This is a genomic window from Bacillus sp. Root131, assembly GCF_001429475.1.
GTDB lineage: Bacteria > Bacillota > Bacilli > Bacillales > Bacillaceae_G > Bacillus_A > Bacillus_A thuringiensis_S.
Genome location: NZ_LMJQ01000001.1, coordinates 2,732,521 through 2,755,420 on the forward strand (window position 1 = coordinate 2,732,521; position 22,900 = coordinate 2,755,420).

Genomic DNA, 22,900 nt, shown 5'->3' on the forward strand with positions numbered 1-22,900 from the left:
CTAAATGGAGCTCTCTGTGAAAAATTCATTTTATTTACTATTCTCTTCAATGCATTTGATTTTTTCCATATTATCACAAATGATTTTAACTGTAAATAAAAAATAATCAGATATTTAATAACGTATTATTATTAATTCTCTTATTTATTATTTTTTCTAAAAATTACGGTGCGTGAAATTACTTATAACTCTAAAGAAAGAGCCATTTTCATATAGCTCCTTCCAAATACCTGAATTAATTTGTATTCGCCTCTGTTAACGGTTGTAACGGCGGTTCTAATTCTATTTCTAGTGTATCTCCTTCTTGTAAACCTTGTCCTTTTTCAATACTTTGGCTCGTTACATAACCCGTACCAGAAGTTTTCAAATCTAATTTCAAAAGCTTAGAGAAATACATAACATCACGCATGGACCAACCTTTTACATTTGGCATATGTGCGTTATTTCCTAATAAAAATATACGATCTCCTTCACTTATTACCTCGCCAGACTGTGGGTATTGTTTTATTATTTTTCCTTCTCCTAAAATTACCGGCTGTAGCTTCTCTTTTTCTACACTTTTCTCTATTGTATCCATCGATTTATTTACATAATTTTGCACTTTTAATTGAGATTGTTTCGCTGCATCAGCTATTTGTTTTTCTGTATACGGTTTCACTTTTAAATATTCAAGGCTGTTTTTTATAACAGGTTTAAATATTTCAGCAAGAGGCTGAGCTCCATACTCATCTCCTTTTAACTTTGGCTGCTTAATAGCTAAGTATACGATTAACTCCGGATCATCAATTGGAGCCATTCCTAAAAAGGAGAAAATGTAATTCTCTTTCCCTTCCATATATCGGCCGTTTTCAGGATTCGGGATTTGTGCTGTTCCTGTCTTACCTCCAATTGGATAACCATCCACTTTATACATTGTACCAGTTCCTTTTGAAGATGTTATAACACGCTCCATTAAGCTTCTAACCTTGTCCGCTGTTTCTTTTTTTATCGGATTCCCAATTTCTTTCGGTTGATTTTCCATAATAACTTCTTTGTTTGTTGGATTTACAATTTTATCAACGATATATGGTTGCATCATTTTCCCATCATTTGCTATTGCAGTAGCCGCTTGGATTAATTGAATAGGAGTTACTGTAGAACCTTGACCGAAAGAAGTTGTAACTTGTTGAATTTGCGTATTTAATAATAAAGTATTTTTACTTTCACCAGGTAAATCTATTCCTGTTTTTTGATTGAATCCAAATTTATTCATATATTGCTTAAATTTATTTGGTTTCAGTAACTGATCTTCTAAAATAGAGAAAGCTACGTTTGATGACCTTTCAAAACCTTCATCAAACGTAATTGATCCCCATCCAAATCCACCATTATGATCTTTTATATCAGATGAACCCACGGAATATTTTCCAGATTGAAAATATTCTTTTCCGTTATATACACCTTCATTAATGGCAGCTGCTAACGTAAAAACTTTCATTGTTGAACCTGGTTCATATGCATTTGCAATCGGATCATTTAAAAAGTATTCGATATCACCTACATTAGGATTGTAACTAGGTTTACTAGACATTGCTAAAACCTTTCCTGTTTTTGGATCAGCAATAATTCCAATTAACATAGAAGGATCATAATGCTCTTGTGCTTTGTTCATCGCTTCTTCTAAAAAGCTATTAATTTGTTTATCAAGGGTTAAATATACGTTATTCCCATTTTTAGCAGGTTCTACTTTACCTATATCATTCGTAAGCGGAATCCCCCTTCGTGTACCCACATATTCTATATTCCCGTTTGTAGAGCGCAAATATTTATCCAAACTCTTTTCAAGCCCAAACTTTCCTTCTGTATTCCCTTTATCATCTGGTCTAGCAAAACCAAGTATATAGGATGCAAAGTCTTCATTCGGATACACTCTTGCTTTTTCCGTCATAAAAGATACACCTGGTATTTTTAAATTATTAATTTTTTCCTTCGTTTCCCTAGATAAGTTCCGACCAATTTTTCCAATTTCAACTTGTGTACGCCCTTCATGCAAGTTTTTCAATACTTCTTCTTTATCAATTTCAAGTGCATCGGCTAATTGTTGTGCGGTTTCATCTTTATTTTTCACTTTATCTTTTCCTTTTAAATTCACAACAACTCGATACGTTGTAGAATCTTGTACTAACACCTTCCCGGTTTGGTCATAGATAGTGCCACGATTCGCTTCTAAAACACCTTTTTTATTATGTTGTTCATTCGCTAGATCCTTTACATTCACATTATGCACGACTCCTACTGCCTGAATATAGAATATACGCAAAATCATAATAAGAAACAAAACAATAAAAGCAATCATCATATATCGAGCGCCTTTATTCGTTTGGAGTTTTTGCATACTTATCTCCTCTCTTTTGGAATGGATTCGTACGAAGATACGTTTTTAAATTTGTAATTTTTGTTTGCGATACTATATGTTTCGAAGTTTTCTTTTTAATTCCTTTAAAACAATGCAAAACTAACTGTTGTTATTTTGTGTCATTATTTTATATAATTTAAATTCGGTGCGTGAAATTTCAAAATATTAATTAGTACAACTTGATTACAGAGCACTCTAAACTCTTTTCGTATTTCCTATAAAAAAGTTCCCCTCTGGATGTCCAAAGGGGAACTTTTTTTATAATACAATTATGCGATATGGTTATATTTCGCTAAGAAAGGAATTCGTCTCGCTACTAATGCATACATTTTGAATACAAGTTTCGCTATTGGTTCAAACATACGTGCACTTTGCATTACTAATGCGCTCATAATAAGTGTTAAGAATGCTGCACCAAGTATATCTAAAGGATAATGAACACCTACGTACATACGTGATATACCGACTAATACTGCCCATAATAGCGCGATATATTTCAGTTTTTCTCCTCTAAGAATAAATACGAAGACGATTGAAAATACAAGTACAGAATGATCGCTAACGAATGATGAATCTGCTGCATGTGGTACTAATTGATGTACATCATGTGATACGAACGGACGCGGATGGTAATATACTGCGTGTATAAGAACATTTACTAATAATGCAAAAATAACCGAAAGCGTCGTATATAAAACTGTATATTGTTTTCTAATTGCCTTATCTTTCTTTCCATTATTAAACCATAAGATAAGCATAAATAAAATGGCTACGTATGCAGCGCTATTTGTAATAGCAACCATTAACGTATCTAATAGTTTGGATGAATCAGCAAAATTATTAAACCACTGAAATACTGTGTAATTCATTAAACTCTCTCCTTACATACAAGTGTTCTTGATTTACACAGTATACAATACCATTATGAAAATAGGCTTAAACTTTTTTCATCTAATCCTCATTTTACTATTATTCATATGACAATTATAAAACAAATTTTATACGCAATTTATGTATAAAGCTGGTAAGCCTTTATAATAAGGCGGTTCGTATTTTTTCATGTTTGGGATACATAACATATTCATTTAAATATACTAATTGCAAAATCATATTTTTTAATTCATTTGAAGTACAATATTTCCGAATTGTTCTCCATGTTCCATACGGCTTAGTGCTCGAATTGCTTCTTCTAACGAGTAAGCTTTATCAATAATTGGTTTAATTTGATGTTTTTCTATAAATTTTATCATCTCATTAAATTCCTCACCGCTACCCATGGATGTTCCCATAATATCAATTTGATTGTAAAATAGCGCGCGTAATGGTAATTCAATTTTATCTCCTGAGCTTGCACCAAAATTCACGATTCTTCCATTTGGTTTTAATACATCAAAATATTTCAAAAAAGTTGCCGGACCTATACTATCTATTATTAAATCTACTTTTTCACCTTGTAAGCTCTCTTCCCAATTTCCAGCACTATGAAAAGAAATATCTGCACCATATTTCTCAGCAAGTTCCCTTTTATTCTCTACCCTAGAAGTAACACTCACTTTTGCGCCAATTGCTTTCGCGAATAACATGGCAAATGTAGCAACACCACCGCCTATTCCCGGAATTAAAACGTGTTCGCCGCACTTCAGTCTACCTTTTGTAAAAAGCGCTCTATATGCAGTTAGTGCGGATAAAGATAAAACACCTGATTCTTCCCAAGTAAGATATGAAGGCTTTTCTACTACATTTTCAGCTGGTACAATTACATATTCAGCAAACGTTCCATCTTTCGGTCCACCTAGCACTTCCGGTAACTCCGGTACTTCAGTAGCATGTTCCCATCCAATACTAGGATTAATAATAACTTCTGTATGTAGTTTAATATTTGAAACTCCTTCTCCTATTTCTGTAACAACTCCTGATCCATCTGACCCTATTACTAATGATAGATCCATTTCTTTTCTATTATTTATAATAAATAAATCCCTATGATTTAATCCTGCAGCTTTTAACTTTACTTTTACTTCACCTGCATTAGGACTTATCTCAGGTGAAAATTTATATTCTAATCCCTCTAATCCTTTTTTATATTGATGTACAATAGCTTTCATTGCTTAATTCCCCCTTAATATTTCCAATGTACTCGAAATATCAAAATAAATAAAATAGTTTGCCTCCAATAATTAGAACTTATATATTTTGTCATGAAAAAAACAAAAAATCCCCTCCCTATAAAAAGTATAGGAAGAGGTTTCAAAACTAGTTAGATAAGAATCTATAAATTTATTAAGTTCTAGCTAATTCTAATATTTTTCGAATAAACGGCGTTTTTGCCTTTGTATACGACACACGATCAAAAGTATATGTAATAGCAAGCATCTCTTTTAATTCTCTATATTCTTCACGTGCCCATTCATGGCTTATTAGAAAGTCCCGAAATAAAATATTGTTTCTCCATTCTTCGCTATTATAAATATAAACATGCAAATGATGAGTACCTGCTCTCCATTTTCCCTTTCTAAAAAAGCGCCAATTCGTAGCTTCTTTTGGAACAAACTCATATCCAATTTCAGATAGAATTTCTATCCAGTTTTCAGTAATTTGCAAGTCCGTTACGCCAATCATCATATCAATAAGAGGTTTAGCTCCTAATCCTTTTACTGCAGTGCTTCCTATATGTTCAACAGCAATTATTTCTTGTCCTAACAAGGAACAGAATTTCTCTTTTTCTTTTATATACTCTTCAACCCAGTCTTTTTGATATGCTTTAATAACAATTTGTTGGTCCATTATATTCACCTCTTTATAAGTGTTTATCATTATATTTATAAAATTTTATATTATTAGCATAGGATTTCCATAAAATATGTCGAAATAGTGGAATGTACAACTTAATTATATTAAATGTGAGGTAATCTATGAAAGATAATTCCGTGGAAATTCAGTTAAATAACGTAACATTCCAATTGAAAGAATATCATAATTTTGATTGGCTTATTAAATTAGGGACCGTATTTGCAGTTTTTGACCAGCAAGATTCAGGTAATATAAGTTTTGGTATAGAAAAAGATGGTCATAAGAAATTTATTAAATACGCAGGAGCACAAACAATTGCATATGAAGGAACAACAAGGGATGCTATTGAAAGGCTAAAAAATTCAGTTACTATCTATGAAGATTTAAAGCATGACTCGCTTATAAGATTAATCGATCATTTTCCAGTTCAATCTGGATATGTATTAATTTTCGATTGGTTTGATGGTGAATGTCTTCATTCGCATTGGCGTTTCCCACCTCCTGAGAAATATAAAAATCCAAACTCTCCATTTTATAAATTTAGACATTTGTCTGCTATAAAACGAATTCATTCCTTACATTCCATTTTTTCTTTCCATACTTATGTAGAAAAGAAAAACTATGTAGCGATAGATTTTTATGACGGTAGTATTTTATATAATTTTAATACAAACGAAACAAAAATTTGTGATATAGATTTATACAGTAAGAAACCTTACATAAATAAAATGGGCCGGCTATGGGGTTCCTCCCGTTTTATGTCACCAGAGGAATTTGAACTAAACGCTATAATTGATGAAAGAACAAATGTATTTAATATGGGAGCAATGGCTTTCTCACTTCTAGGCGGTGAAAAAGATCGTTCCTTTATAAAATGGGAAGCAAGTAAGGAATTATATGAGGTAGCGTATCGTGCTGTAAATGAAAATCGGGCAGAACGGTATGCATCAGTTACAGAATTCTATGATTCGTGGTTAAACGCGGCGAATGCAGAAAGGATATAACCTTAAATTATTAAAAGAAATATAGAGTTTATACTGTTATCATGTATATTAAGACTGTTTTTATGAGTATTTCGTATAAAGTGTGATGTAACTGATTAAAGCTATTTTCAAAGGCGACATATCGGCAATAAGTTATGTCTATTCTGTATAAGTGTTAGCAAGTTCGTTTGCAAACTTGCTAACACTTTTTTGTTTAAATAATTCACACATTTTTTCTTAATATACTGATTATGTTTCCAATTGTGTATTAATGTGTGGGTTTGACTACCCATATTTTAGACAAAATGGACGGTAAGGGTGAGGACAATATAAATATGTCTTTTTCTTTGTATATGTTTATTTCACGAGCTATAAATTTTTTCAATTCCAAGCATGTGTATCATATTCTTCATTATTACAATAAATGCATTTCACGGTAAAGATAGGGAATTTGTATATCTAATATTCATAATTTATGTTATGGTACAATATGTTAATTAATTACAATACTTTCTAAAAGGGGAATACATAATGAAAGCAACGAAACTCATAGCGTTGACATTGCCAGTTCTATTATTGTTCGGTTGTGGGCTAGGAGATAAAGATTCTACTCCTAAGACTGAAGAAACTAGTAAAGCAATGTTGAAAACTACAATATCTGAGGAACAGTATCCAAGTTACATGTATGAACAATTACTAGATTTTAACTTTAATAAGGATGACATAATAATAGGTTTAGGTTATGCACTAAAAGGTGATGAAAAGTATAAAGAGGTATTCAAAACGGCAAGTATTTTGGATGAAGCTTTAGATCGAATGGAGAACGTAAAAGTACCTGATAAGTATAAAGACACGCATAAACTCATCTTAGAAGGGGTAGAGGATGCAAGAAAAGGTACAAAACCAATATTAGAAGCTAAAGGTAAAGATGTAAAAGAAGTTAGTGTAGTTATTGCGAATAGTTCTCCCCACCTGTTAGGCATGGATAGAGAACAGTGGAAAGAAGCAGTTTACCAATTAGCTAAAGAAAACAAGGATGATTTCTCTAAGGTATATGATAAGAAAATAGAGGAACATCAAAATAGAAAGAGTAACTCGTAATCAATTATACAACACGATAAGGAAATATAAGAAAATGATGATCAAAAAGGTAAATTATTAAATTTTATTGAAGCTAAATACGAAGTTAAAGAAAAGAAATAATACATACTTAATATTTCTTTTAGGGCGCATCTTCATGAAAGTTGTACGCTCTATATTTAAAGGCTTTCGTTTAATGGGCTTAATTGTAAAGACTTAACTTAAAGCATTATCTAAAAGTAAACATAATATCCCTCCATGACTCTAATGGTACCATTAGCAAGGACAAATTTGAACAACTAGGATATTTATGTAAGTCAGATATAGTGTCTCTTTATCAGTTGCAAGAAAAAAAGTGGATCCCTATTCTCTCACATGGAATCCACTCTTTCTATTTCTACAATTCTATTTTTATACGTTCCTCTTCTTGTCCTTAACAGGACTGCCATCACTAAATCATTAACATAATTATCTTTAGCGGAAGTTAAAAGTTTTTATTTTCTTACACAATTAAAGCCCCCGTTAGTTAAAGATTATGGATAATTAATTTGAAAGTGTTTTATCTAAATACACCTTTTCTTTTGGAAAGCCAATCTTCTAAGGCATCTTCGTGTAGTTTTGTGAATAATTTTGGTATTTGGTCTATTGGGAAGTATTTTAAATCCAAAGTCTCAATACCATCTACAGTAAGTTCTCCGCCAATTGGCTTACATTGAAAACAATGAGTGATAGTCTGAGCTTTATCTCCGTTCGGAAACTCACCAGAATATTTAGAGTAGACACCTATAAGATGTTCAACCTCAACATTTAATCCTGTCTCCTCAAATATTTCTCGTTTAGCGGTTTCTTCAAGAGATTCTCCAAGTTCCATAGCACCACCTGGTAGACCCCACTCATTTCTATCTCCCCGTTTTTGTAAAAGAATTTCATTTCGTTCGTTATAAACAATACCTCCAGCAAAATTAAGAAATATTAAATCATGCCCTACTTTTCCCCGGATATAACGAATGTAGTCCTTATTTGTAGTCATAAATTCCCTCCTAATTTATATATAAAATACAAATCAATTATATAAGGATAGAAGAAAATGGTAACAAAAATGATAATATTCCTTATTCTCATAAGGAATTCGCCCTTTACTTTTTATCAATCTATGCGTTTTTTAAACATTTCTATTCTAATACCTTCATTTCCCGAATCCCCTTTCAAAATAAAGAGAACACCCTTTCTTAAAACAATTTTATCGCGGCTCTAAAAATTGGTGTCCTCTAGTTTTCTAGCCGGACTATATTCTATTTTCAAGCTCATTTCTATCTCCCCATGAATAAAACTCAGCATTCTGTTTATACTACAACTACATCTAGAGACACATCACTGCTTAGAGCGGCTAGGTTTTGTTAGCTGCTCTTTTGTTTTTTACACAAATAAAATCAATAACTCAGCATATAATATCTATGTAGCTAGATTATTACCTCTGTATCGAGCAGTTAGGCTGGGCTAACTGCTCTTTTATTTATGACAAAATGAAACTTTTTAACAGAATTACTTTCGTATAACATTTTCAATCTCGCTTACACTATAACTGTAACTTTAAGTTACACATCTATTACTTAGAGGGCCTAATTTTCTTTTGTGTAACAATTGGTTAGCTCATAAAGTTAACCAATTTGTTGCGTTAAATATTTTTTATTTCTCAATACTTAATACCTGTAATTAATTCTTATTTATTGGTATTAAACTATTGACATTGATTTTCCTCATATGCAATTTTTGAAAAGGCCTTTTCTCTCACATCAGGCCCTTTTATTTATAAAAAAAGATTATTTTATATAGATTACTATAAGCATCCATAAAGCCAAAGCACCAATGATAGCGAGTACTATACGTGTATATAGTATCCTTACTTCAAAGTCTGTTTTCTTGAAGATTTCTCGTAATGGAGATGTCTCAAAATGTTAGCTTGATGGGCATGGGATCCCGCCCACATTTTAACGAAAATATAAGCTAAGCAAATTCCAACATAAAGCGAGCCGAATTTTCTACCCTTAAGAAAAATTTCGGTTCGTTTTATGGTTTCATGACAAGTTGTTTACTGAACAATAAAGTTCTTTATTGGAACAGGCTACTTTCTTCAACAATCTGGCCCGATTGTTGAAGAAGAAATATAATAAAAATGCTTTTGATTGTTTTATTAAACGAATTAAACCGCAAAAAACAAGAAGAATCCCCCCCTTTTTACTAGTACACTAAATCCTATAAAAGGGGGGAGATCATGAACAATAAAGCCATTGGATTATTTCAAGGAATTGCGTTATACATTTCAGCTATTCTAGGATCAGGTGTCCTTTTTTTATCGGGGGTAACGGCCTCAATAGCGGGCCCTGCATCTATTGTATCCTGGTTTATCGTTATTATAATTAGTTTTCCGCTTGCTTATTCCTTTGCTAGTTTGGCACGGATATATCCTGATTCTGGTGGAGCAGCAACCTTTGTTAGAAATTCTTTTGGATATCATCTTGGCAATATCGTTGGGTGGTTTTACTTTGTAACAGCAGCAGTTGGTCAAACGATTGTATCTTTAACTGGTGCTTTTTACGTCAGTCAGGCATTTGGATTTTCGCATTTTGAAACAATTATAATTGCCGTCTTTATTTTGGTAATTGCAGGTGTTTCCAATTATTACGGTGTAAATGTTAGTGGTAAAGTTGCAGTGATTTTAAGTTCCTTATTACTGATTCTTTTAGCGTCAGCTGTATTTGTGGCGTTTCCAAGAATACAATGGGGGAATTTTACTCCCTTTGTTCCAAATGGATGGTTTTCTGTCGGGAACGCTATAACGGTTATCTTTTGGGCATTTTTTGGTTGGGAGGCGATTTGTAATCTGGCTGAGCACTTTAAAAGGCCAGAAAAAGATATTATCAAAGGAGCAGTTATTAGTGCAGTTGTCATTGGATTATTATTTTTAGCGCTAAGTCTTGTCACTATTGGAACGGCCACGTATGGCAGTCAAGAAAGCAACCTGTCTCCTATCGGTGTTATAATGGGAGGTACAGTAGGCGGAGGTGCCAAAGTCGTTACAGCTGTTTTAGCTTTAATTATTTGTACAGGGACAGCGAATGCTTTTGTAGCCAGCCTAACGCAATTAGGATATTCATTAAGCAGAGATGGTGCTTTCCCAAAATTTTTCTCAAGGCTGCATGCAACTACTCAAATTCCAAGACAGATGGTATTGTTTGTTATCTGTTTTTCGGTAGCAGGTGTGTTAGTGACAAAAGCTTTGTCACTAACGTTTGATGATATTTTGTTTATACCGACTTCTCTTGGGATTCTAGTTTATGTTCTTTCAATGGCGGCAGGCGTTAAATTATTTAGGAAGAACACACTGGCATGGTGGGCATCGTTAATCTCTTTCATTTTATGTTTGCTGGTGATTCCATTTTTTCAATTGTATATATTTGTTCCGTTAATTGTCGTGGCTATATATGTGATTTATATGATTTTAAGTAATAAGATTTTCGCCTACAAGGGAGGATTAAAATCTAATGAAAGATCAAAATAACCTTTCTAGAGATACCATGTGGAAAGCAACAGTATCATGTGATTCAGCGTATGACGGGATATTCTTTTACGCAGTCAAGACAACTGGAATTTTCTGCCGGCCTTCTTGCAAGTCTAAGGTTCCTAATTATGAAAATGTATCCTTTTTTTCAAATGCGCAAGAAGCTCAAAGGGCAGGCTATCGCCCATGCAAAAGATGCCGATCAGATCTAAATATAAAAATATACGACCCGTTCGAATGCGTTTTAGAAGATACTATGCGATTGATAAAAAATAATTATGTTCAAAACATGTCTTTAAATGAAATTGCATCAAGGGTAGGAGTTAGTCGTTTTCATTTAAATCGGAGTTTCAAAGAAAGAACAGGGTATACTCCTCGAATATATCTAGAAAGGATCAGAGTTAAGAAAGCAAAGGAACTGCTCTTGACAACGGTCTTTAATAGTACAGAGATTGGTTATCAAACAGGCTATCAAAGTGTATCTAGCTTTTATAATGCATTTAAAAGAAATACAGGATTTTCACCGAGTCAATTCCGGGCTTTCCATAGTGGAAATACCGTAAACCAAGAACTTGACTGAATTCACGTTCTTTAACAAAAGATAGCATGAATTAACAAGAGTGCTTTGTACTCATCGTATTTTTCGATAAATCATTACTGATTGATTAAAAGTAAACAACTTTGTATTGAACAATAATAAGCAATTTTTTCTCTGTTATAGAATTGTAGGCTTTTTAATTCAATCCTCAACAAACGGGCAGCATTATTGAACAAGTTTTATGAACTTTAGTGGTAGCATCATTAGTGAATTGCTTTATAACAACTAATTAAGGAGGGATAGAATATGAGAAATAACTTTCAAATCGTTGCGTTACAAGAGAAGGAGTTTAATAACCTATTTCTAATGAATGAAGAAGTATTAAAAAATATCGGGGCAGTCAAAATAATAGCAAATAAAAATCCTGGATATCCTTGCAGGGTAAGTTTGAAGGATGCAGAGGTAGGAGAAGAGGTAATTTTACTGAATTACCAATATCATAGTGTTAATTCGCCTTATAAAGCAAGTGGTCCTATATTTATACGAAAGGGAGCAACTACTGCTAAGCTAGATGTAAATGAAATTCCGCATATGTTACATCATAGGTATCTATCTGTACGCGGCTACAATGCTGACTCAATGATTGTAGAAGCAAGGGTTACAGAAGGTGTAAATTTAAGAGAAAATATAGATGAAATTTTTGATAATAAAGAAGTAGAATATATTCATATTCTTAACGCTAAACCAGGATGCTATAACTGCCTTGTTAATAGAGTGTAAAAAAATTGAAAATGCAAAACTTCTATTATCCTATAAGGGGTACCACTAATCGCTATCAAGCTAATTCAACAAAATCTCCCCTAAAATGAAAAAATACGCTATTCTTTTTGTAGAATCATAGGAAAGGATGGCGTTTTTGTATGTCTATTTCTGTATCTGATGAATTACAACTATTTGCTCAAGAGATTCAAAGTTTTTTATCTCCAAATACCTTACGGGATCTTGCTAGAGATGTTGGTTTCGTGCAACGAACCAGTAAATACCAAGCAAAAGATTTAGTCGCTTTATGTATATGGATGAGTCAAAATATCGCTACAACCTCTTTAGCTCAGTTATCTAGCTGTTTAGAATCATCCACAGAAGTACTCATCAGTCAGGAAGGACTGAATCAAAGGTTTAATAAATCAGCCGTTCAGTTTTTGCAACATATATTGACTAACCTTCTAAATAACAAATTAACTTCATCTATACCACTTTCTTCTCCATACACCTCTGTTTTCAAGCGTATTCGCATTTTAGATTCCACTGCATTTCAGCTTCCAGATATATTTTCAACCATTTATCCTGGGCTGGAGGATGTAGCCATACTGCTGGGATGAAAATTCAACTTGAATATGACCTATTAAGCGGACAATTCCTATATATCCATACAGGTCCAGGGAAACAACATAATCGAACCTATGGTTCTCTGTGTATTCCAACTGTAGCACCAAATGATTTATGTATCCGTGATTTAGGGTATTTTCATTTAAAAGATCTTCAACATATACAACATAAAAAGGCTTACTCTTATCTATTAATAACTGTACATCGTCTTGCTCCTCTACAGATTAAACGCTCGGCTTCTCTTAATGAAATTGGAACAAGTACAGCTTCATCAATATCGTCTTCTACATCAAAAACCGCAAATGCTTCCCCACCCACGATTAAAACACAAATGAATTCTACTTCTAAATCATCATGAGACCTAGGAATACAATTAGAAATAGTACAACGTTGAATACCCCCTACTAACAATGTTCTAGCTTCTTGCTCAGATATTCGAATAAAAACAAATTCCTCTATGGCTACATTTCCAACTTCCACTTCAATTTCTACTAGAAGAAAGAATCTGTTTCTAATTTTCACATTTCCTATGTATACGTACACTTTCCAACACGCCTTCTAATTCCTCTTGTTTCGCTGTTCTATCAATTTTTGGTAAGAAAGATAATTGTTTAGTCATATAAGACCGCTCCTTTTTATTTTTAGATTATTTTTGTCTTATTGCTCCACGTCTTCGTTCATAACAAGGTCTATGCATCCCCATTAAATCCTCAATTTCACGAGTACTTAATTTCTCTTTTGGTTTTTTCTTCTTTTCTTGCTTGGATTTCTTTTTCCATTCATGTAACTGATTTTTTAACCCCTCCATTACCCCATCTCCCTTTTCAAAATAAAAAGGACACCCATTCGTAAAACAGCCTTAATTGCTGCTTTAATGAATTGGTGTCCTCTAGTTTTCTAGCTGGACGATATTCGAATGTTGTTTTAAATATCCCAATAGTCACTATTAACATCATTAGTATATTTGCTGATTTCCTTCTCTTTCCCACACTTTTCACATTTGAAATAACTAACTATCCCCATCTTACCAGTTTTAAAATCTTCATTGTCATGACTATTAATAAGTTTATATCTATGTATACATTTAGGTTCTTTTAATTTACCCAACCAATTTCCTAACATAAATTAACCCCTTTCCTCTCGAAGATATTCTTTCTATTCCCATCTTCTTAAGAATACCTTAGAAAATATTTCTAATAAATGTAACTTGGTAGCTTATTTTTCTTTAAACAAAAGGATTATTTTGTTAAAAAATTCATTCCAATTTATAACCACTATCTTTTTCTTATATTTTCCATTAAAATTTAATAGAAATATTTTGATAACAAAGGAGCAACCTATGAAGCATAATATAAATTTTTTGCTGGTATTAAAGGATTCTCTAAAGCACGTAATTGGATAGCAATGCTTAGAAGCATAGTAACAGTTCTGCTAACATTGTTATTATCAGTGTTTTTAACACTAACTTTAATCGTTGGTTATGCATTAAGTTAAATGTAATTCTTCACGAATAAAACTAAATATTACGTCAATACTATACATGACATTAGATTTTCTCCTTGTTCCCCCTTGGAGATGAGCAGTTAGCTTTTGCTAACTGCTCTTATTTTCTACAATTGGTTTCATTTACCTGATGTATTTAACGTAATATTAAGTTACAATATAAACGAATAAAATATATTTGGCAGTTATACCATTACCCTAGGAAACTAGGGTTTTTATTTCTATAAAATGAAATTTTTATTGTAATTACTCACCCATAGTTTTATATTTTTCAAACATTCCATTCTTCCGGAGAGTATTTACTAGCTGCCTTATCGTTAATTCCGTTCTTCCTAATGCTAAAGCAATTCCCTTCACCTTTCCGAATCCATAATACTTACATATGTAGGCTAATTCTTTCGTTGTATACGGCTTCTTATGATTCGGATCGTAATCAGGATGATACTTCATTCGGCCCTGCGCATCATATTGAACTTCCACCCTGATCACTTTCCTTTCAAATGAAGTTTCTATTAAGCTACTTGATAAGCTTTACAAACCCATGATTCATCTTCGTCTGCATCATCCGCAAAGAATATTTCTACCTTCAATTTCAAACCATTCTCCATTGCGGCCGTCGCTTCAAATACTCTGCTTATATGGTCAAATTGCTTGATATCCTCGTCCTCAACCATTCCGAATTCTTCTCGGAGACTATCGTAGAATTTTTCTACTGCACTTTCTAAATCATACTGACTTTTATATGTTTGTTCGTGAATTAACTGGACCTCCATTTTCATTCTCCTTTTCTAATAAAATAGCGTTTTTGTTTAGTTTCACTCTAAAAGTAAAATTTTCATTTTTTCATTCAACCAAGTTCATAACATATTCTTTTCCCCCGATAAAATAATGATTAGGTGTTCCATGCGCATTTTATTCACCGGAAATAATACCTTTCACGTACTTACGTATTAGAAACTTCATTTCTGCTTCTTCTCCACTAGCAATTTTGTTCACTTTTTTGATACATTTATGAAACATTCACATGTTATCTTCAATATGTTCTATTCTTTTTGAAAAACCATGTGAGAATACCAAAATAAGAAGCCTTAGAGCCCTAACTCTAGGGCTTCTTGTTTTCAAATAAGGATTTTGCTAAAAAACTACACATTTATTAAGAACATGCATAAAATATAATGTGGTATTCTTTTTCAATATTAATGTTTATCCGAGAGCGCCTTGAATGGCGCTCTTTAATTTCCAAATAACATTTTTAGATAATTACGAGAGCGGATTTTATTATGTTGTACAAGCACTACTTCACTTTATTAAATAGACTATATAGATATCCAAAAGAAGGGAGCTTTAAATTCATATGGCTGATTAATTTTATAAAGATGGTAAAAAATATTATAAAAACCAATCACATTCCAACAATCAAAAAAATAACTGTTTTATTGAAACTCATACGATAGCTGGTTCTGCAGAAAATGCAAATGGAAATATACCTGTGTCAGTTTTCCTTGAAACCACCGCTCCACAAACTGTATTTGAGGATTTTACAAACAATCATAATAAAACATTAATTCAGTTATTCGTTGTCGGGATGAGTGCACCCGTTCAAGTAACTATTCTAACAAGAAGATCTAGCGTACCAATTACTACTACATTACAACCTGTTCAAACAAAAATATTTCAAGTTGAAGATTTTCAAAGTCTTACTCTTACAAAGCAGGAAGGTTCTACTAGTGTAGTTAGTTTATTTGTTCAAAAAACATTTTGTATATACTGTAACGATAATAACGATTCATGTGATGAATATTACCACGAATGTAATTGATATATTAAATCACCAGAAAAACCCTTTATATAAAGGGTTCTTTTCCTTTTACTCCCCTCATTTTACCGTTTTTTATTATGTTTCCTAACTTACAGTAATGTCCTTAAAAAATTTTTCATATATATTTATCAAACGCACTTTAAAATCCCAGAGTTTCAAATAATTTCAAAAGTCGACTGACCAACAATATTCGACTTATCTTTAAAAACTTATTAAAAATAACTTAGATACAAAAAGGCTACGTTTTATATAAGATAAAAAATTATCTTACGCAAAGGAGCTTGATTATTTGTGAATTACCAAAATGATAACAACTCTAACATTCACAAACCTTGTTCTTGTCCATCTCCCACGGCTAACAGTTTAAATGTTGTTCAAACTACCCCATCAATAGTTTCTGTAAACTCTGCGATTCCACTAGATACCATGGTAAATTCTAATGGTACGGCAATCTCATTCACACCACCAACAACTGTTTTACTTGAAGGTGGAAGAACCTATTTGGCAATCTATGAAGTGCAAGTTATTATTCAACCAGGAGGTAATTCGGCAGGTATAACTATGTATCTGAATAATAATCCTATCATTGGCTCAGGTACTTCTCTAGGATATACAGCCGGATTCACTTCTGTATCAGCACCCGCAATTTTCACTACACCTCCAGGTATAACAAGTACTCTTACTGTTAATGTAGGACCATATTCTAATACATTAAATACGTTGGGCTTAACTCTTGCTGTTGTAGCATTAACATAACAAAATGTAAAACTCTCTAAAATGATTTTATTTGTCCCTTAACTGTCTATTGGGCTAGCCTCTAAGAACTCCCCATAACTACATATAGAAAAAGTACATTATTTGGTTCGATAGTACTAGGTGACTCGGCTAGCACAATTGTTGAGTCACCTATTTTTTTATAATAAAATAACGCTTTTAATTTTATTTCCATGAATACAGCAAAAAAAGAGGCCCTATGGCTCTTTTTTTATTCCTTAATAACAATCTAAATATGATAAAATATATCCATCACTCATATGTCCAAATATGTAATTTTCATAGCACCAAAATTATAACTAGACTTATATATAAATAAAAAAAGCACTCATTATGAGTGCTTTTTAAAGGTTATAACCTATCCATTTTTGTCCTAACAATGTATTAATTAAATACCATGCTTGTTTTACTTTAACAGGTTGATAAGCAACATAACCTACTACATTTGGGTTACCAGGATCATTATATAAAGGTTGTTTAGATCCAACATAATTCAATAATTGAGATCCGCCGCTTGTATAAAGATCCGCTTTATGATTTCCGTAAGCCATAACTTTTGAAGAATTGATAGACATAAATGCGAATGCTAGTACAAAAAACACTACAAAAACCTTTTTCATTTTCTTTCCCCCTTGCATTATTTTATATTTCCATTTTTTGCATTACTTAATTTTCAGTATATTGTAAATATAAAATTAGCAGTAACTTACATATCATATCCTATAACTGAATTTGTTCATATATGGTAAAATATATCCATCGCTCATATGTCCAACTATGCAATTTTCAAAGTAGCAACATTACAACTAGACTTATACAATATAATTCAAAACAAAATGAAGGAGTGTTTTAAGTGAAAGGACATATTCGAAAAAGAGGAAATAAGTACTTAGTGTTTTTCTGGTTATAAGACAAAAAAGAAGCAGTAAAAAATGTGGCGAAAAAGATTACGGATTTAAATGAAGGGACTTTTGTGGAACCGTCTAAGCTTACTTTAAAAGACTATCTCGTTCAGTGGCTAGAAATTAAAAGGATGAGTTTAAAAAAGAATACCTACGTTTCTTATAGTAGCAACATAACCCACCATGTTTTACCGAACATGCAGAAAGAAGCAGTAAAAAGTTTTGGTAAAAGTATCTTTGAATAGCTAATGTTTGCATTTTATAAAAAAAGCTAAATAAATCTTGTATGAACAAGGTTTATACATCCTAACACATGTTATCATGTATAATACATATGTTAAGTAAATTCAGAATAACGAGGCAAATATTATGGACTTTGTTTATATTAACCAAAACGTATTAAATAACCTTCTATACATTTTATGTAGTATATTTGTTTTTTATTTCATATATGATAGCAGGCATTATTTAAAAAAATACAAAATATTACTGATTACCCTTTGTTCTAGTATCCCGCTTATTTTATGTATGCGATACCCTATCTATATGGATGAAAGTTGTATTCATGATTTAAGACAAATTCCGGTCATAATAGGTACGCTTTATGGTGGATTCCCTGTCGGTATCATATTGTTTACAATTTTATTAATTACAAGATTTATATTTTATGGCTTTAATATGCTAACAGTCGTTGTTTACGGAATAATGTTCATCGTTACAGCACTCGCATCTTCAAAATTTAATACATATAATAGAAAGCTTAAAGTAGCTTTTTCCATGTTTTTAACCTTTTTCCTAGCTATATTTACAACTGTAATTGTATTAACTTTATCAGATTTTGAAGTGAATAATTTGTATATTATTTATTTCATGGTATTACCGACTACTTTAATGTTATTTATTGTTTATATAAATGAAGTTATTAAAGATGCTGTATTAATGCGCTCAAAATTAATTAAAATGGAAAAAATGGAGATTGTTAGCCAACTCGCTGCAAGTATATCGCACGAAGTAAGGAATCCTTTAACGGTTGTAAAAGGATTTACACAGCTTTTAAAAACACCAAATTTAACTCCTGAATCAAGAGACGAATATATTAAACATATACTTGAAGAGTTAAATCGTGCCCAAGAAATTATCGATGATTACTTAACGTTTGCCAAACCTTCTCCAGAAAAATTAGATCAAATTTCAGTAAAACAAGAGTTAAATCGAGTTATTAATATGATATTGCCATTGTGTAATATGAATACGATACATATTACACAGGATTTTTCTGAGGCAACCATTGTTGGTAATAAACAACACTTTCAACAATGTTTTTTAAACTTAATAAAAAACAGTATTGAAGCAATGCCTAATGGTGGTACCTTAAATATTTCCTCATCTATCAATAATAGTAAAGTTGAAATACGAATTGAAGATAGTGGAGTTGGAATGTCACAGGAGCAAATACATCGATTCGGTGAACCGTATTTTAGTACAAAAACGAAAGGCACCGGTTTAGGTACGATGGTTGCTGTTAAGATTATTGAGACGATGTATGGAAGTTTAAAAATCCGAAGTATCGTTAGTAAAGGAACGACTTTAACGATTACGTTCCCAAAATATGGTAAGAATACGCATTAAAACAAATAAAAAAGGAGCATAGTCGCTCCTTTTTTATTTGTTTCGATACATAAGTATCTTCAATGTTTTTTAGTTTACATTTGTGAAGACTAATTAAAAATTAGTATCCTCCGCCCCAGCAGCTGCATCCTACAATTATTAATAGAATGAATAACACAACTAATAAAGCGAAACCTCCACCAAAACCACAAGAACCACCGTAACTCATATTTTCTCCTCCTTTTGGTTTGAAAACTAATAGGTAGTTGATCATTTTAACTGGTTCGTATTATACATTATGTGTATATCCCTTTTTTGAGCATGTCTACATAAAAATAAGTAAAAGCACTCGTTTAAAGAGTGCTTTAAAATGGATACCAAAAATTTTGAAATACGTTTAATTTTAAATATACGGCAACAATGAATATGAAAACACCGGCAAATAAAGCGATGAAATCTTCACGTTTCGCCTTACTTGTATAAAACCATGTACGTTTATCCTTCTTTCCAAATCCTCTTAAATCCATTGCATTTGAAACCGTATCTATTCTTTCTAGAGAATGAATGATTAGTGGCCAGAAAATTAAAACACGGTTCTTCATACGAACCCATAAACTTGCTTCTCCTTTTTCAAAAGCCACTCCTCTCGCTTCTTGCGCGTGTTTAATAATTTTATACTCAGACTGGATGTCAGGAATATAACGCAGTGCAATATTTATTGCATATGTAATCTTATAATGAATACCAAATTTACTTAAACTACTTACAAATTCACTTGAATCTGTCGTGTAAATAAAAAGAAGTGTAAATGGTAATAACGTAAAATACTTTAATGAAAGTGTAGCTGCATAAAATAATGTTTCATATGTAATTGTTGCATATCCAATATGTAAAAACGAGGTATATGATTCAGTTAATTCAGATCCATGAGTGGGTGTAATAAATAAAATCATGACAGAGTTTAATAAACTAAATGTAAATATGACACTAAAAACAATTAAAATTTTACGAAATGGAATTTTAGCAATTCCGAGTCCAATACACCCAATAATAAATAAAATTAGCAACAACCTAAAATCAAAAAACAAAAAAGTAATCGTCATACAAAAAATAAATAAAAACAATTTTACTACCCCATCCATACGATGAAAATATGTACTATGCACCTTCCTCCCTCCTATTACTGTCTAAATAAAGCTCCATAAATTTTTCTGGACATACAATCCCACTAAATTTAACAAGCTTGGTTAAAGAACTCTCTCTTAAGTTGGCTCTTTGTAAGGTTTCTTGATCACCAAATACATTAGACACTGTATTATCCGCAATAATTTTCCCTTCATGTAGAACTACTGCACGGTCTGCATATTCTAGTGCGAGATTCATATCGTGAGTGATAAAAACAAATGAGATTCCCTTTTTAGCTAGTTTTTTAATAAACGACATAAATTGTTTATAATGATAATAATCTTGTCCCGCTGTCGGTTCATCTAATATGATAAGCTTGGGATCTATTGTTAATACAGATGCGATTGTTACTCTCTTTTTTTGCCCATAGCTTAGCGCTTGAATTGGCCAATTACGAAATGGATATAAACCACAAATTTTTAAAGTTTCTTCTACTCTATTCTTAATTTCTTCCTTAGAAAAATTATTTAATTTTAATGTAAATGAAACTTCTTCAAAAACAGTGGGCTGTGTAATCATATGATTTGGATTTTGCATCACGTAAGATATGGTTTCCCCACGTTTACGAATAGACCAAGAACTAATATCTTCACCTTCTAACAAGATTTCCCCATTTTTCATTTTGTTTATGCCTATAAGACTATGAGCTAATGTTGATTTCCCTGCTCCATTATGTCCCAACAGTGCCACAATTTCTCCTTCATATATTGAAAGGTTTACATTTTCTAATACTTTTTGTTTATTAGGGTATGAAAATGATAAATTCTCCACTTTAAGTAATTCCTTGTTTTTAGTATTACCTTTTAATATGACTTGTTTCTCCATCCACTCTCTTATAACGTTGCTTACCTTTTCCTTTTGAAGGTTTTCCATTGGATATATTACGTCATTATTACTATCAAAATGTAATCTCTTTAATGCTTCGATGTAAATAGGCTCTCTTAAGCCAATACATGGTAATATATTTGACGCTAAGATTTCTTTTGGTGTTCCTATTGCAATGACTTTACCTTCATCAATTAATATAACTTTGTCTAAATCCAGCTTTAAAATTTCTTCTATTCTATGTTCGATAATAACAATCGTTTTATTATATTGCTCATGTATATCTTTCATAAGTTCTATCGTATGTAAGGCGCTTAGCGGATCTAAGTTCGCTAACGGTTCATCGAACAATAATATATCCGCATTTGTTGTTAATAAACCAGCAAGAGAAACTGTTTGCTTTTGACCTCCTGATAATTCATGTGGACTTTGTTTATGAAACGTATGCATCTTCACCTTTCTTAATGAGTCCGAAACAATCTTTTTCATATCCTCTTGATTTACACATTCATTTTCTAAATAAAAAGCTACATCTTCTTCTACTGTCAGACCAATAAATTGAGCATCTTGATCTTGCAAAATTGTTCCCACATGTTTACTCTGTTCAAAAATACTGCCTTCCCTCGGATCTTTACCGGCAATTAATACGTTACCTGTACTAATCCCTTCATAAGAAAATGGAATTAGCCCATTGATACAATGAGCTAATGTCGACTTTCCTGAACCACTTCGTCCAGCAATTAGCACTTTTTCCCCAGGGTATATATGAAAGGTAATATCACTTAAAGTATGCTGCGCAGCATGCCCGTATTGAAAGGTGAATTGTTCAAACGAAATAATTGGTTGCATGTTAACATCCCTACTTTTCAATTTTTAAATGTGCATGTTTCTTATTGGATTTCGCCAAGCCAATTGTCAGTGGCAATCCAAGAACTAAGAATACGATAACATCGGAAATTGTTGCTCCTAATACTTGTATAACAATTTTGTCAAATGGTTCTCCCATCACAATAATATCGAATGCCCCAGCAAATATAATAGCAATGACAATACCAACTAACCCAGTAATTGCCAAATAAGAAATATCTCCCTTGTTAAATGACCTGTTTTTCACACTAAAACCAACTCTTTTTTGAATAAGACCCATTGAAAAACCAATAATCCCTGAACTAATAACCCGCAACTTATACTACCTTAAAATATGTCCACTTTAATAAATATAGGAAACATTGAGTTTTTCTAAAATATTGTAGTGGACACTCTTCCCGAATAAAAAACGCTTTAAATTAATTATTGTGATTTGTTTTGGGAATAGAACTTCCTAATTTTAAGCATTTTAATTGGACACTTTTTTATTTAAGTAAATTCACTCTATGGGATGCAGGTTACTTTTTTTCAGTAAGACTATATTTACGATAATTCCTTTTAAGCCAATCATATTAATATTTAACCCTGTATTAATCAGTGCATGGTTATCTTATGTATTGAATTTTAACCATGCACTGATTTTAATATACTTATCTCCTTGACTTGTTGAAGCTGAATTTTCTTTA

At 32.1% G+C, this 22,900-nt stretch carries 21 protein-coding genes, 4 pseudogenes and 1 other annotated feature (1 of these 26 cut by a window edge); of the genes and pseudogenes, 10 read left to right on the top strand and 15 right to left on the bottom strand.

From position 1 onward, the window contains the following. Positions 1 to 59, bottom strand: a binding site (T-box leader); it reaches 200 nt to the left of the window's first position. Between the two features lie 176 nt (positions 60 to 235). The 4 genes from ASE54_RS13760 to ASE54_RS13775 form a co-directional block, all read right to left on the bottom strand. Then, positions 236 to 2,374 carry a penicillin-binding protein gene (locus ASE54_RS13760; RefSeq protein ID WP_001170953.1) on the bottom strand — a complete coding sequence of 713 codons (2,139 nt, stop codon included), beginning with the start codon at positions 2,372 to 2,374 and terminating at the stop codon, positions 236 to 238. Between the two features lie 290 nt (positions 2,375 to 2,664). Further along, a complete protein-coding gene (locus ASE54_RS13765) occupies positions 2,665 to 3,264 on the bottom strand; it encodes an undecaprenyl-diphosphatase (RefSeq protein ID WP_001110130.1) in 600 nt (199 codons plus the stop codon). 246 nt (positions 3,265 to 3,510) lie between these two features. Continuing rightward, a complete protein-coding gene (locus ASE54_RS13770) occupies positions 3,511 to 4,500 on the bottom strand; it encodes a zinc-binding dehydrogenase (protein ID WP_000644525.1) in 990 nt (329 codons plus the stop codon). 175 nt (positions 4,501 to 4,675) lie between these two features. Beyond that, the gene (locus ASE54_RS13775) at positions 4,676 to 5,179 is read right to left on the bottom strand and encodes a GrpB family protein (RefSeq protein WP_000372682.1); all 504 of its coding nucleotides are present in this window, start codon (positions 5,177 to 5,179) and stop codon (positions 4,676 to 4,678) included. 128 nt (positions 5,180 to 5,307) lie between these two features. Here ASE54_RS13775 and ASE54_RS13780 point away from each other — a divergent pair, with 128 nt between their 5' ends. Together ASE54_RS13780 and ASE54_RS13785 are read left to right on the top strand one after the other, a co-directional pair. Continuing rightward, positions 5,308 to 6,189 (top strand): protein kinase, encoded by an 882-nt coding sequence (locus ASE54_RS13780; protein WP_000654529.1) that lies wholly within the window; start codon positions 5,308 to 5,310, stop codon positions 6,187 to 6,189. A 510-nt stretch (positions 6,190 to 6,699) separates the two neighbouring features. Continuing rightward, entirely contained in the window at positions 6,700 to 7,269 is a 570-nt protein-coding gene (locus tag ASE54_RS13785; protein WP_000648400.1) for a membrane protein, read from the top strand. A gap of 538 nt (positions 7,270 to 7,807) precedes the next feature. On the opposite strand, the gene ASE54_RS13790 is transcribed toward ASE54_RS13785, so the two are convergent. Beyond that, positions 7,808 to 8,278, bottom strand: a complete 471-nt coding sequence (locus ASE54_RS13790; RefSeq protein ID WP_000210489.1) for an NUDIX hydrolase — start codon at positions 8,276 to 8,278, stop codon at positions 7,808 to 7,810. A 1,242-nt stretch (positions 8,279 to 9,520) separates the two neighbouring features. Here ASE54_RS13790 and ASE54_RS13795 point away from each other — a divergent pair. The 4 genes and pseudogenes from ASE54_RS13795 to ASE54_RS13810 form a co-directional block, all read left to right on the top strand. Continuing rightward, the gene (locus ASE54_RS13795; RefSeq protein WP_001060113.1) at positions 9,521 to 10,807 is read left to right on the top strand and encodes an amino acid permease; all 1,287 of its coding nucleotides are present in this window, start codon (positions 9,521 to 9,523) and stop codon (positions 10,805 to 10,807) included. After that, positions 10,791 to 11,387, top strand: a complete 597-nt coding sequence (locus tag ASE54_RS13800; RefSeq protein ID WP_000654821.1) for a bifunctional transcriptional activator/DNA repair enzyme AdaA — start codon at positions 10,791 to 10,793, stop codon at positions 11,385 to 11,387. Before ASE54_RS13795 ends, ASE54_RS13800 begins: the two co-directional genes overlap by 17 nt. A gap of 264 nt (positions 11,388 to 11,651) precedes the next feature. Further along, positions 11,652 to 12,125 (top strand): DUF1203 domain-containing protein, encoded by a 474-nt coding sequence (locus tag ASE54_RS13805; protein ID WP_001245408.1) that lies wholly within the window; start codon positions 11,652 to 11,654, stop codon positions 12,123 to 12,125. Positions 12,126 to 12,265: 140 nt separating this feature from the next. Continuing rightward, a pseudogene (locus ASE54_RS13810) lies at positions 12,266 to 12,912 on the top strand (IS4 family transposase); the annotation flags it as partial. A gap of 2 nt (positions 12,913 to 12,914) precedes the next feature. Here ASE54_RS13810 and ASE54_RS13815 read toward each other — a convergent pair. The 5 genes from ASE54_RS13815 to ASE54_RS13830 all read right to left on the bottom strand — a co-directional run bounded on the left by ASE54_RS13815 (position 12,915) and on the right by ASE54_RS13830 (position 15,007). Beyond that, entirely contained in the window at positions 12,915 to 13,274 is a 360-nt protein-coding gene (locus ASE54_RS13815; protein ID WP_002082700.1) for a hypothetical protein, read from the bottom strand. A 103-nt stretch (positions 13,275 to 13,377) separates the two neighbouring features. Next, positions 13,378 to 13,539, bottom strand: a complete 162-nt coding sequence (locus ASE54_RS36350; protein ID WP_002082702.1) for a hypothetical protein — start codon at positions 13,537 to 13,539, stop codon at positions 13,378 to 13,380. A gap of 116 nt (positions 13,540 to 13,655) precedes the next feature. Next, the gene (locus ASE54_RS13820) at positions 13,656 to 13,853 is read right to left on the bottom strand and encodes a hypothetical protein (protein ID WP_000901426.1); all 198 of its coding nucleotides are present in this window, start codon (positions 13,851 to 13,853) and stop codon (positions 13,656 to 13,658) included. Between the two features lie 627 nt (positions 13,854 to 14,480). Further along, positions 14,481 to 14,714, bottom strand: a complete 234-nt coding sequence (locus ASE54_RS13825; protein WP_000453747.1) for a hypothetical protein — start codon at positions 14,712 to 14,714, stop codon at positions 14,481 to 14,483. A 32-nt stretch (positions 14,715 to 14,746) separates the two neighbouring features. Then, positions 14,747 to 15,007: a hypothetical protein gene (locus ASE54_RS13830; RefSeq protein WP_000453677.1), complete on the bottom strand. Its 261-nt coding sequence runs from the start codon at positions 15,005 to 15,007 to the stop codon at positions 14,747 to 14,749. 581 nt (positions 15,008 to 15,588) lie between these two features. On the opposite strand from ASE54_RS13830, the pseudogene ASE54_RS13835 reads away from it, so the two are divergent. Both ASE54_RS13835 and ASE54_RS13840 read left to right on the top strand, forming a co-directional pair. After that, positions 15,589 to 16,053: pseudogene (locus ASE54_RS13835) on the top strand (exosporium protein D). A gap of 291 nt (positions 16,054 to 16,344) precedes the next feature. Then, complete coding sequence (locus tag ASE54_RS13840; protein WP_042992795.1) at positions 16,345 to 16,809, top strand: hypothetical protein; 465 nt, start codon at positions 16,345 to 16,347, stop codon at positions 16,807 to 16,809. 362 nt (positions 16,810 to 17,171) lie between these two features. Here the strand turns inward: ASE54_RS13840 and ASE54_RS13845 are convergent, their stop codons facing one another. Next, on the bottom strand, positions 17,172 to 17,447 hold the full coding sequence (locus ASE54_RS13845) for a hypothetical protein (RefSeq protein WP_000755350.1): 276 nt from the start codon (positions 17,445 to 17,447) through the stop codon (positions 17,172 to 17,174). Between the two features lie 233 nt (positions 17,448 to 17,680). Here ASE54_RS13845 and ASE54_RS13850 point away from each other — a divergent pair. Further along, a pseudogene (locus ASE54_RS13850) lies at positions 17,681 to 17,923 on the top strand (site-specific integrase); the annotation flags it as partial. Positions 17,924 to 18,098: 175 nt separating this feature from the next. Further along, entirely contained in the window at positions 18,099 to 19,358 is a 1,260-nt protein-coding gene (locus ASE54_RS13855) for a HAMP domain-containing sensor histidine kinase (protein ID WP_000348331.1), read from the top strand. A 100-nt stretch (positions 19,359 to 19,458) separates the two neighbouring features. Here ASE54_RS13855 and ASE54_RS34240 read toward each other — a convergent pair whose 3' ends face one another. The 4 genes and pseudogenes from ASE54_RS34240 to ASE54_RS13870 all read right to left on the bottom strand — a co-directional run. Next, a complete protein-coding gene (locus ASE54_RS34240; RefSeq protein ID WP_000120182.1) occupies positions 19,459 to 19,566 on the bottom strand; it encodes a YjcZ family sporulation protein in 108 nt (35 codons plus the stop codon). Positions 19,567 to 19,702: 136 nt separating this feature from the next. Beyond that, positions 19,703 to 20,503, bottom strand: a complete 801-nt coding sequence (locus ASE54_RS13860) for an energy-coupling factor transporter transmembrane component T (RefSeq protein WP_000556366.1) — start codon at positions 20,501 to 20,503, stop codon at positions 19,703 to 19,705. Continuing rightward, positions 20,496 to 22,196 (bottom strand): ABC transporter ATP-binding protein, encoded by a 1,701-nt coding sequence (locus ASE54_RS13865; protein ID WP_001182498.1) that lies wholly within the window; start codon positions 22,194 to 22,196, stop codon positions 20,496 to 20,498. Before ASE54_RS13865 ends, ASE54_RS13860 begins: the two co-directional genes overlap by 8 nt. Positions 22,197 to 22,206: 10 nt before the next feature. Then, positions 22,207 to 22,524: pseudogene (locus tag ASE54_RS13870) on the bottom strand (ECF transporter S component); the annotation flags it as partial. Between the last annotated feature and the right edge of the window lie 376 nt (positions 22,525 to 22,900).

What these genes read in the sequence shown, in the direction of transcription:
- ASE54_RS13820 (WP_000901426.1), bottom strand. Translation starts at nt 13,853, where the DNA reads ATGTTAGGAAATTGGTTGGGTAAATTAAAAGAACCTAAATGTATACAT.
- ASE54_RS13770 (WP_000644525.1), bottom strand. Translation starts at nt 4,500, where the DNA reads ATGAAAGCTATTGTACATCAATATAAAAAAGGATTAGAGGGATTAGAA.
- ASE54_RS13855 (WP_000348331.1), top strand. Translation starts at nt 18,099, where the DNA reads ATGGACTTTGTTTATATTAACCAAAACGTATTAAATAACCTTCTATAC.
- ASE54_RS13780 (WP_000654529.1), top strand. Translation starts at nt 5,308, where the DNA reads ATGAAAGATAATTCCGTGGAAATTCAGTTAAATAACGTAACATTCCAA.
- ASE54_RS13845 (WP_000755350.1), bottom strand. Translation starts at nt 17,447, where the DNA reads ATGAAAAAGGTTTTTGTAGTGTTTTTTGTACTAGCATTCGCATTTATG.
- ASE54_RS13795 (WP_001060113.1), top strand. Translation starts at nt 9,521, where the DNA reads ATGAACAATAAAGCCATTGGATTATTTCAAGGAATTGCGTTATACATT.
- ASE54_RS34240 (WP_000120182.1), bottom strand. Translation starts at nt 19,566, where the DNA reads ATGAGTTACGGTGGTTCTTGTGGTTTTGGTGGAGGTTTCGCTTTATTA.
- ASE54_RS13800 (WP_000654821.1), top strand. Translation starts at nt 10,791, where the DNA reads ATGAAAGATCAAAATAACCTTTCTAGAGATACCATGTGGAAAGCAACA.
- ASE54_RS36350 (WP_002082702.1), bottom strand. Translation starts at nt 13,539, where the DNA reads ATGGAGGGGTTAAAAAATCAGTTACATGAATGGAAAAAGAAATCCAAG.
- ASE54_RS13760 (WP_001170953.1), bottom strand. Translation starts at nt 2,374, where the DNA reads ATGCAAAAACTCCAAACGAATAAAGGCGCTCGATATATGATGATTGCT.
- ASE54_RS13765 (WP_001110130.1), bottom strand. Translation starts at nt 3,264, where the DNA reads ATGAATTACACAGTATTTCAGTGGTTTAATAATTTTGCTGATTCATCC.
- ASE54_RS13805 (WP_001245408.1), top strand. Translation starts at nt 11,652, where the DNA reads ATGAGAAATAACTTTCAAATCGTTGCGTTACAAGAGAAGGAGTTTAAT.
- ASE54_RS13830 (WP_000453677.1), bottom strand. Translation starts at nt 15,007, where the DNA reads ATGGAGGTCCAGTTAATTCACGAACAAACATATAAAAGTCAGTATGAT.
- ASE54_RS13865 (WP_001182498.1), bottom strand. Translation starts at nt 22,196, where the DNA reads ATGCAACCAATTATTTCGTTTGAACAATTCACCTTTCAATACGGGCAT.
- ASE54_RS13775 (WP_000372682.1), bottom strand. Translation starts at nt 5,179, where the DNA reads ATGGACCAACAAATTGTTATTAAAGCATATCAAAAAGACTGGGTTGAA.
- ASE54_RS13785 (WP_000648400.1), top strand. Translation starts at nt 6,700, where the DNA reads ATGAAAGCAACGAAACTCATAGCGTTGACATTGCCAGTTCTATTATTG.
- ASE54_RS13790 (WP_000210489.1), bottom strand. Translation starts at nt 8,278, where the DNA reads ATGACTACAAATAAGGACTACATTCGTTATATCCGGGGAAAAGTAGGG.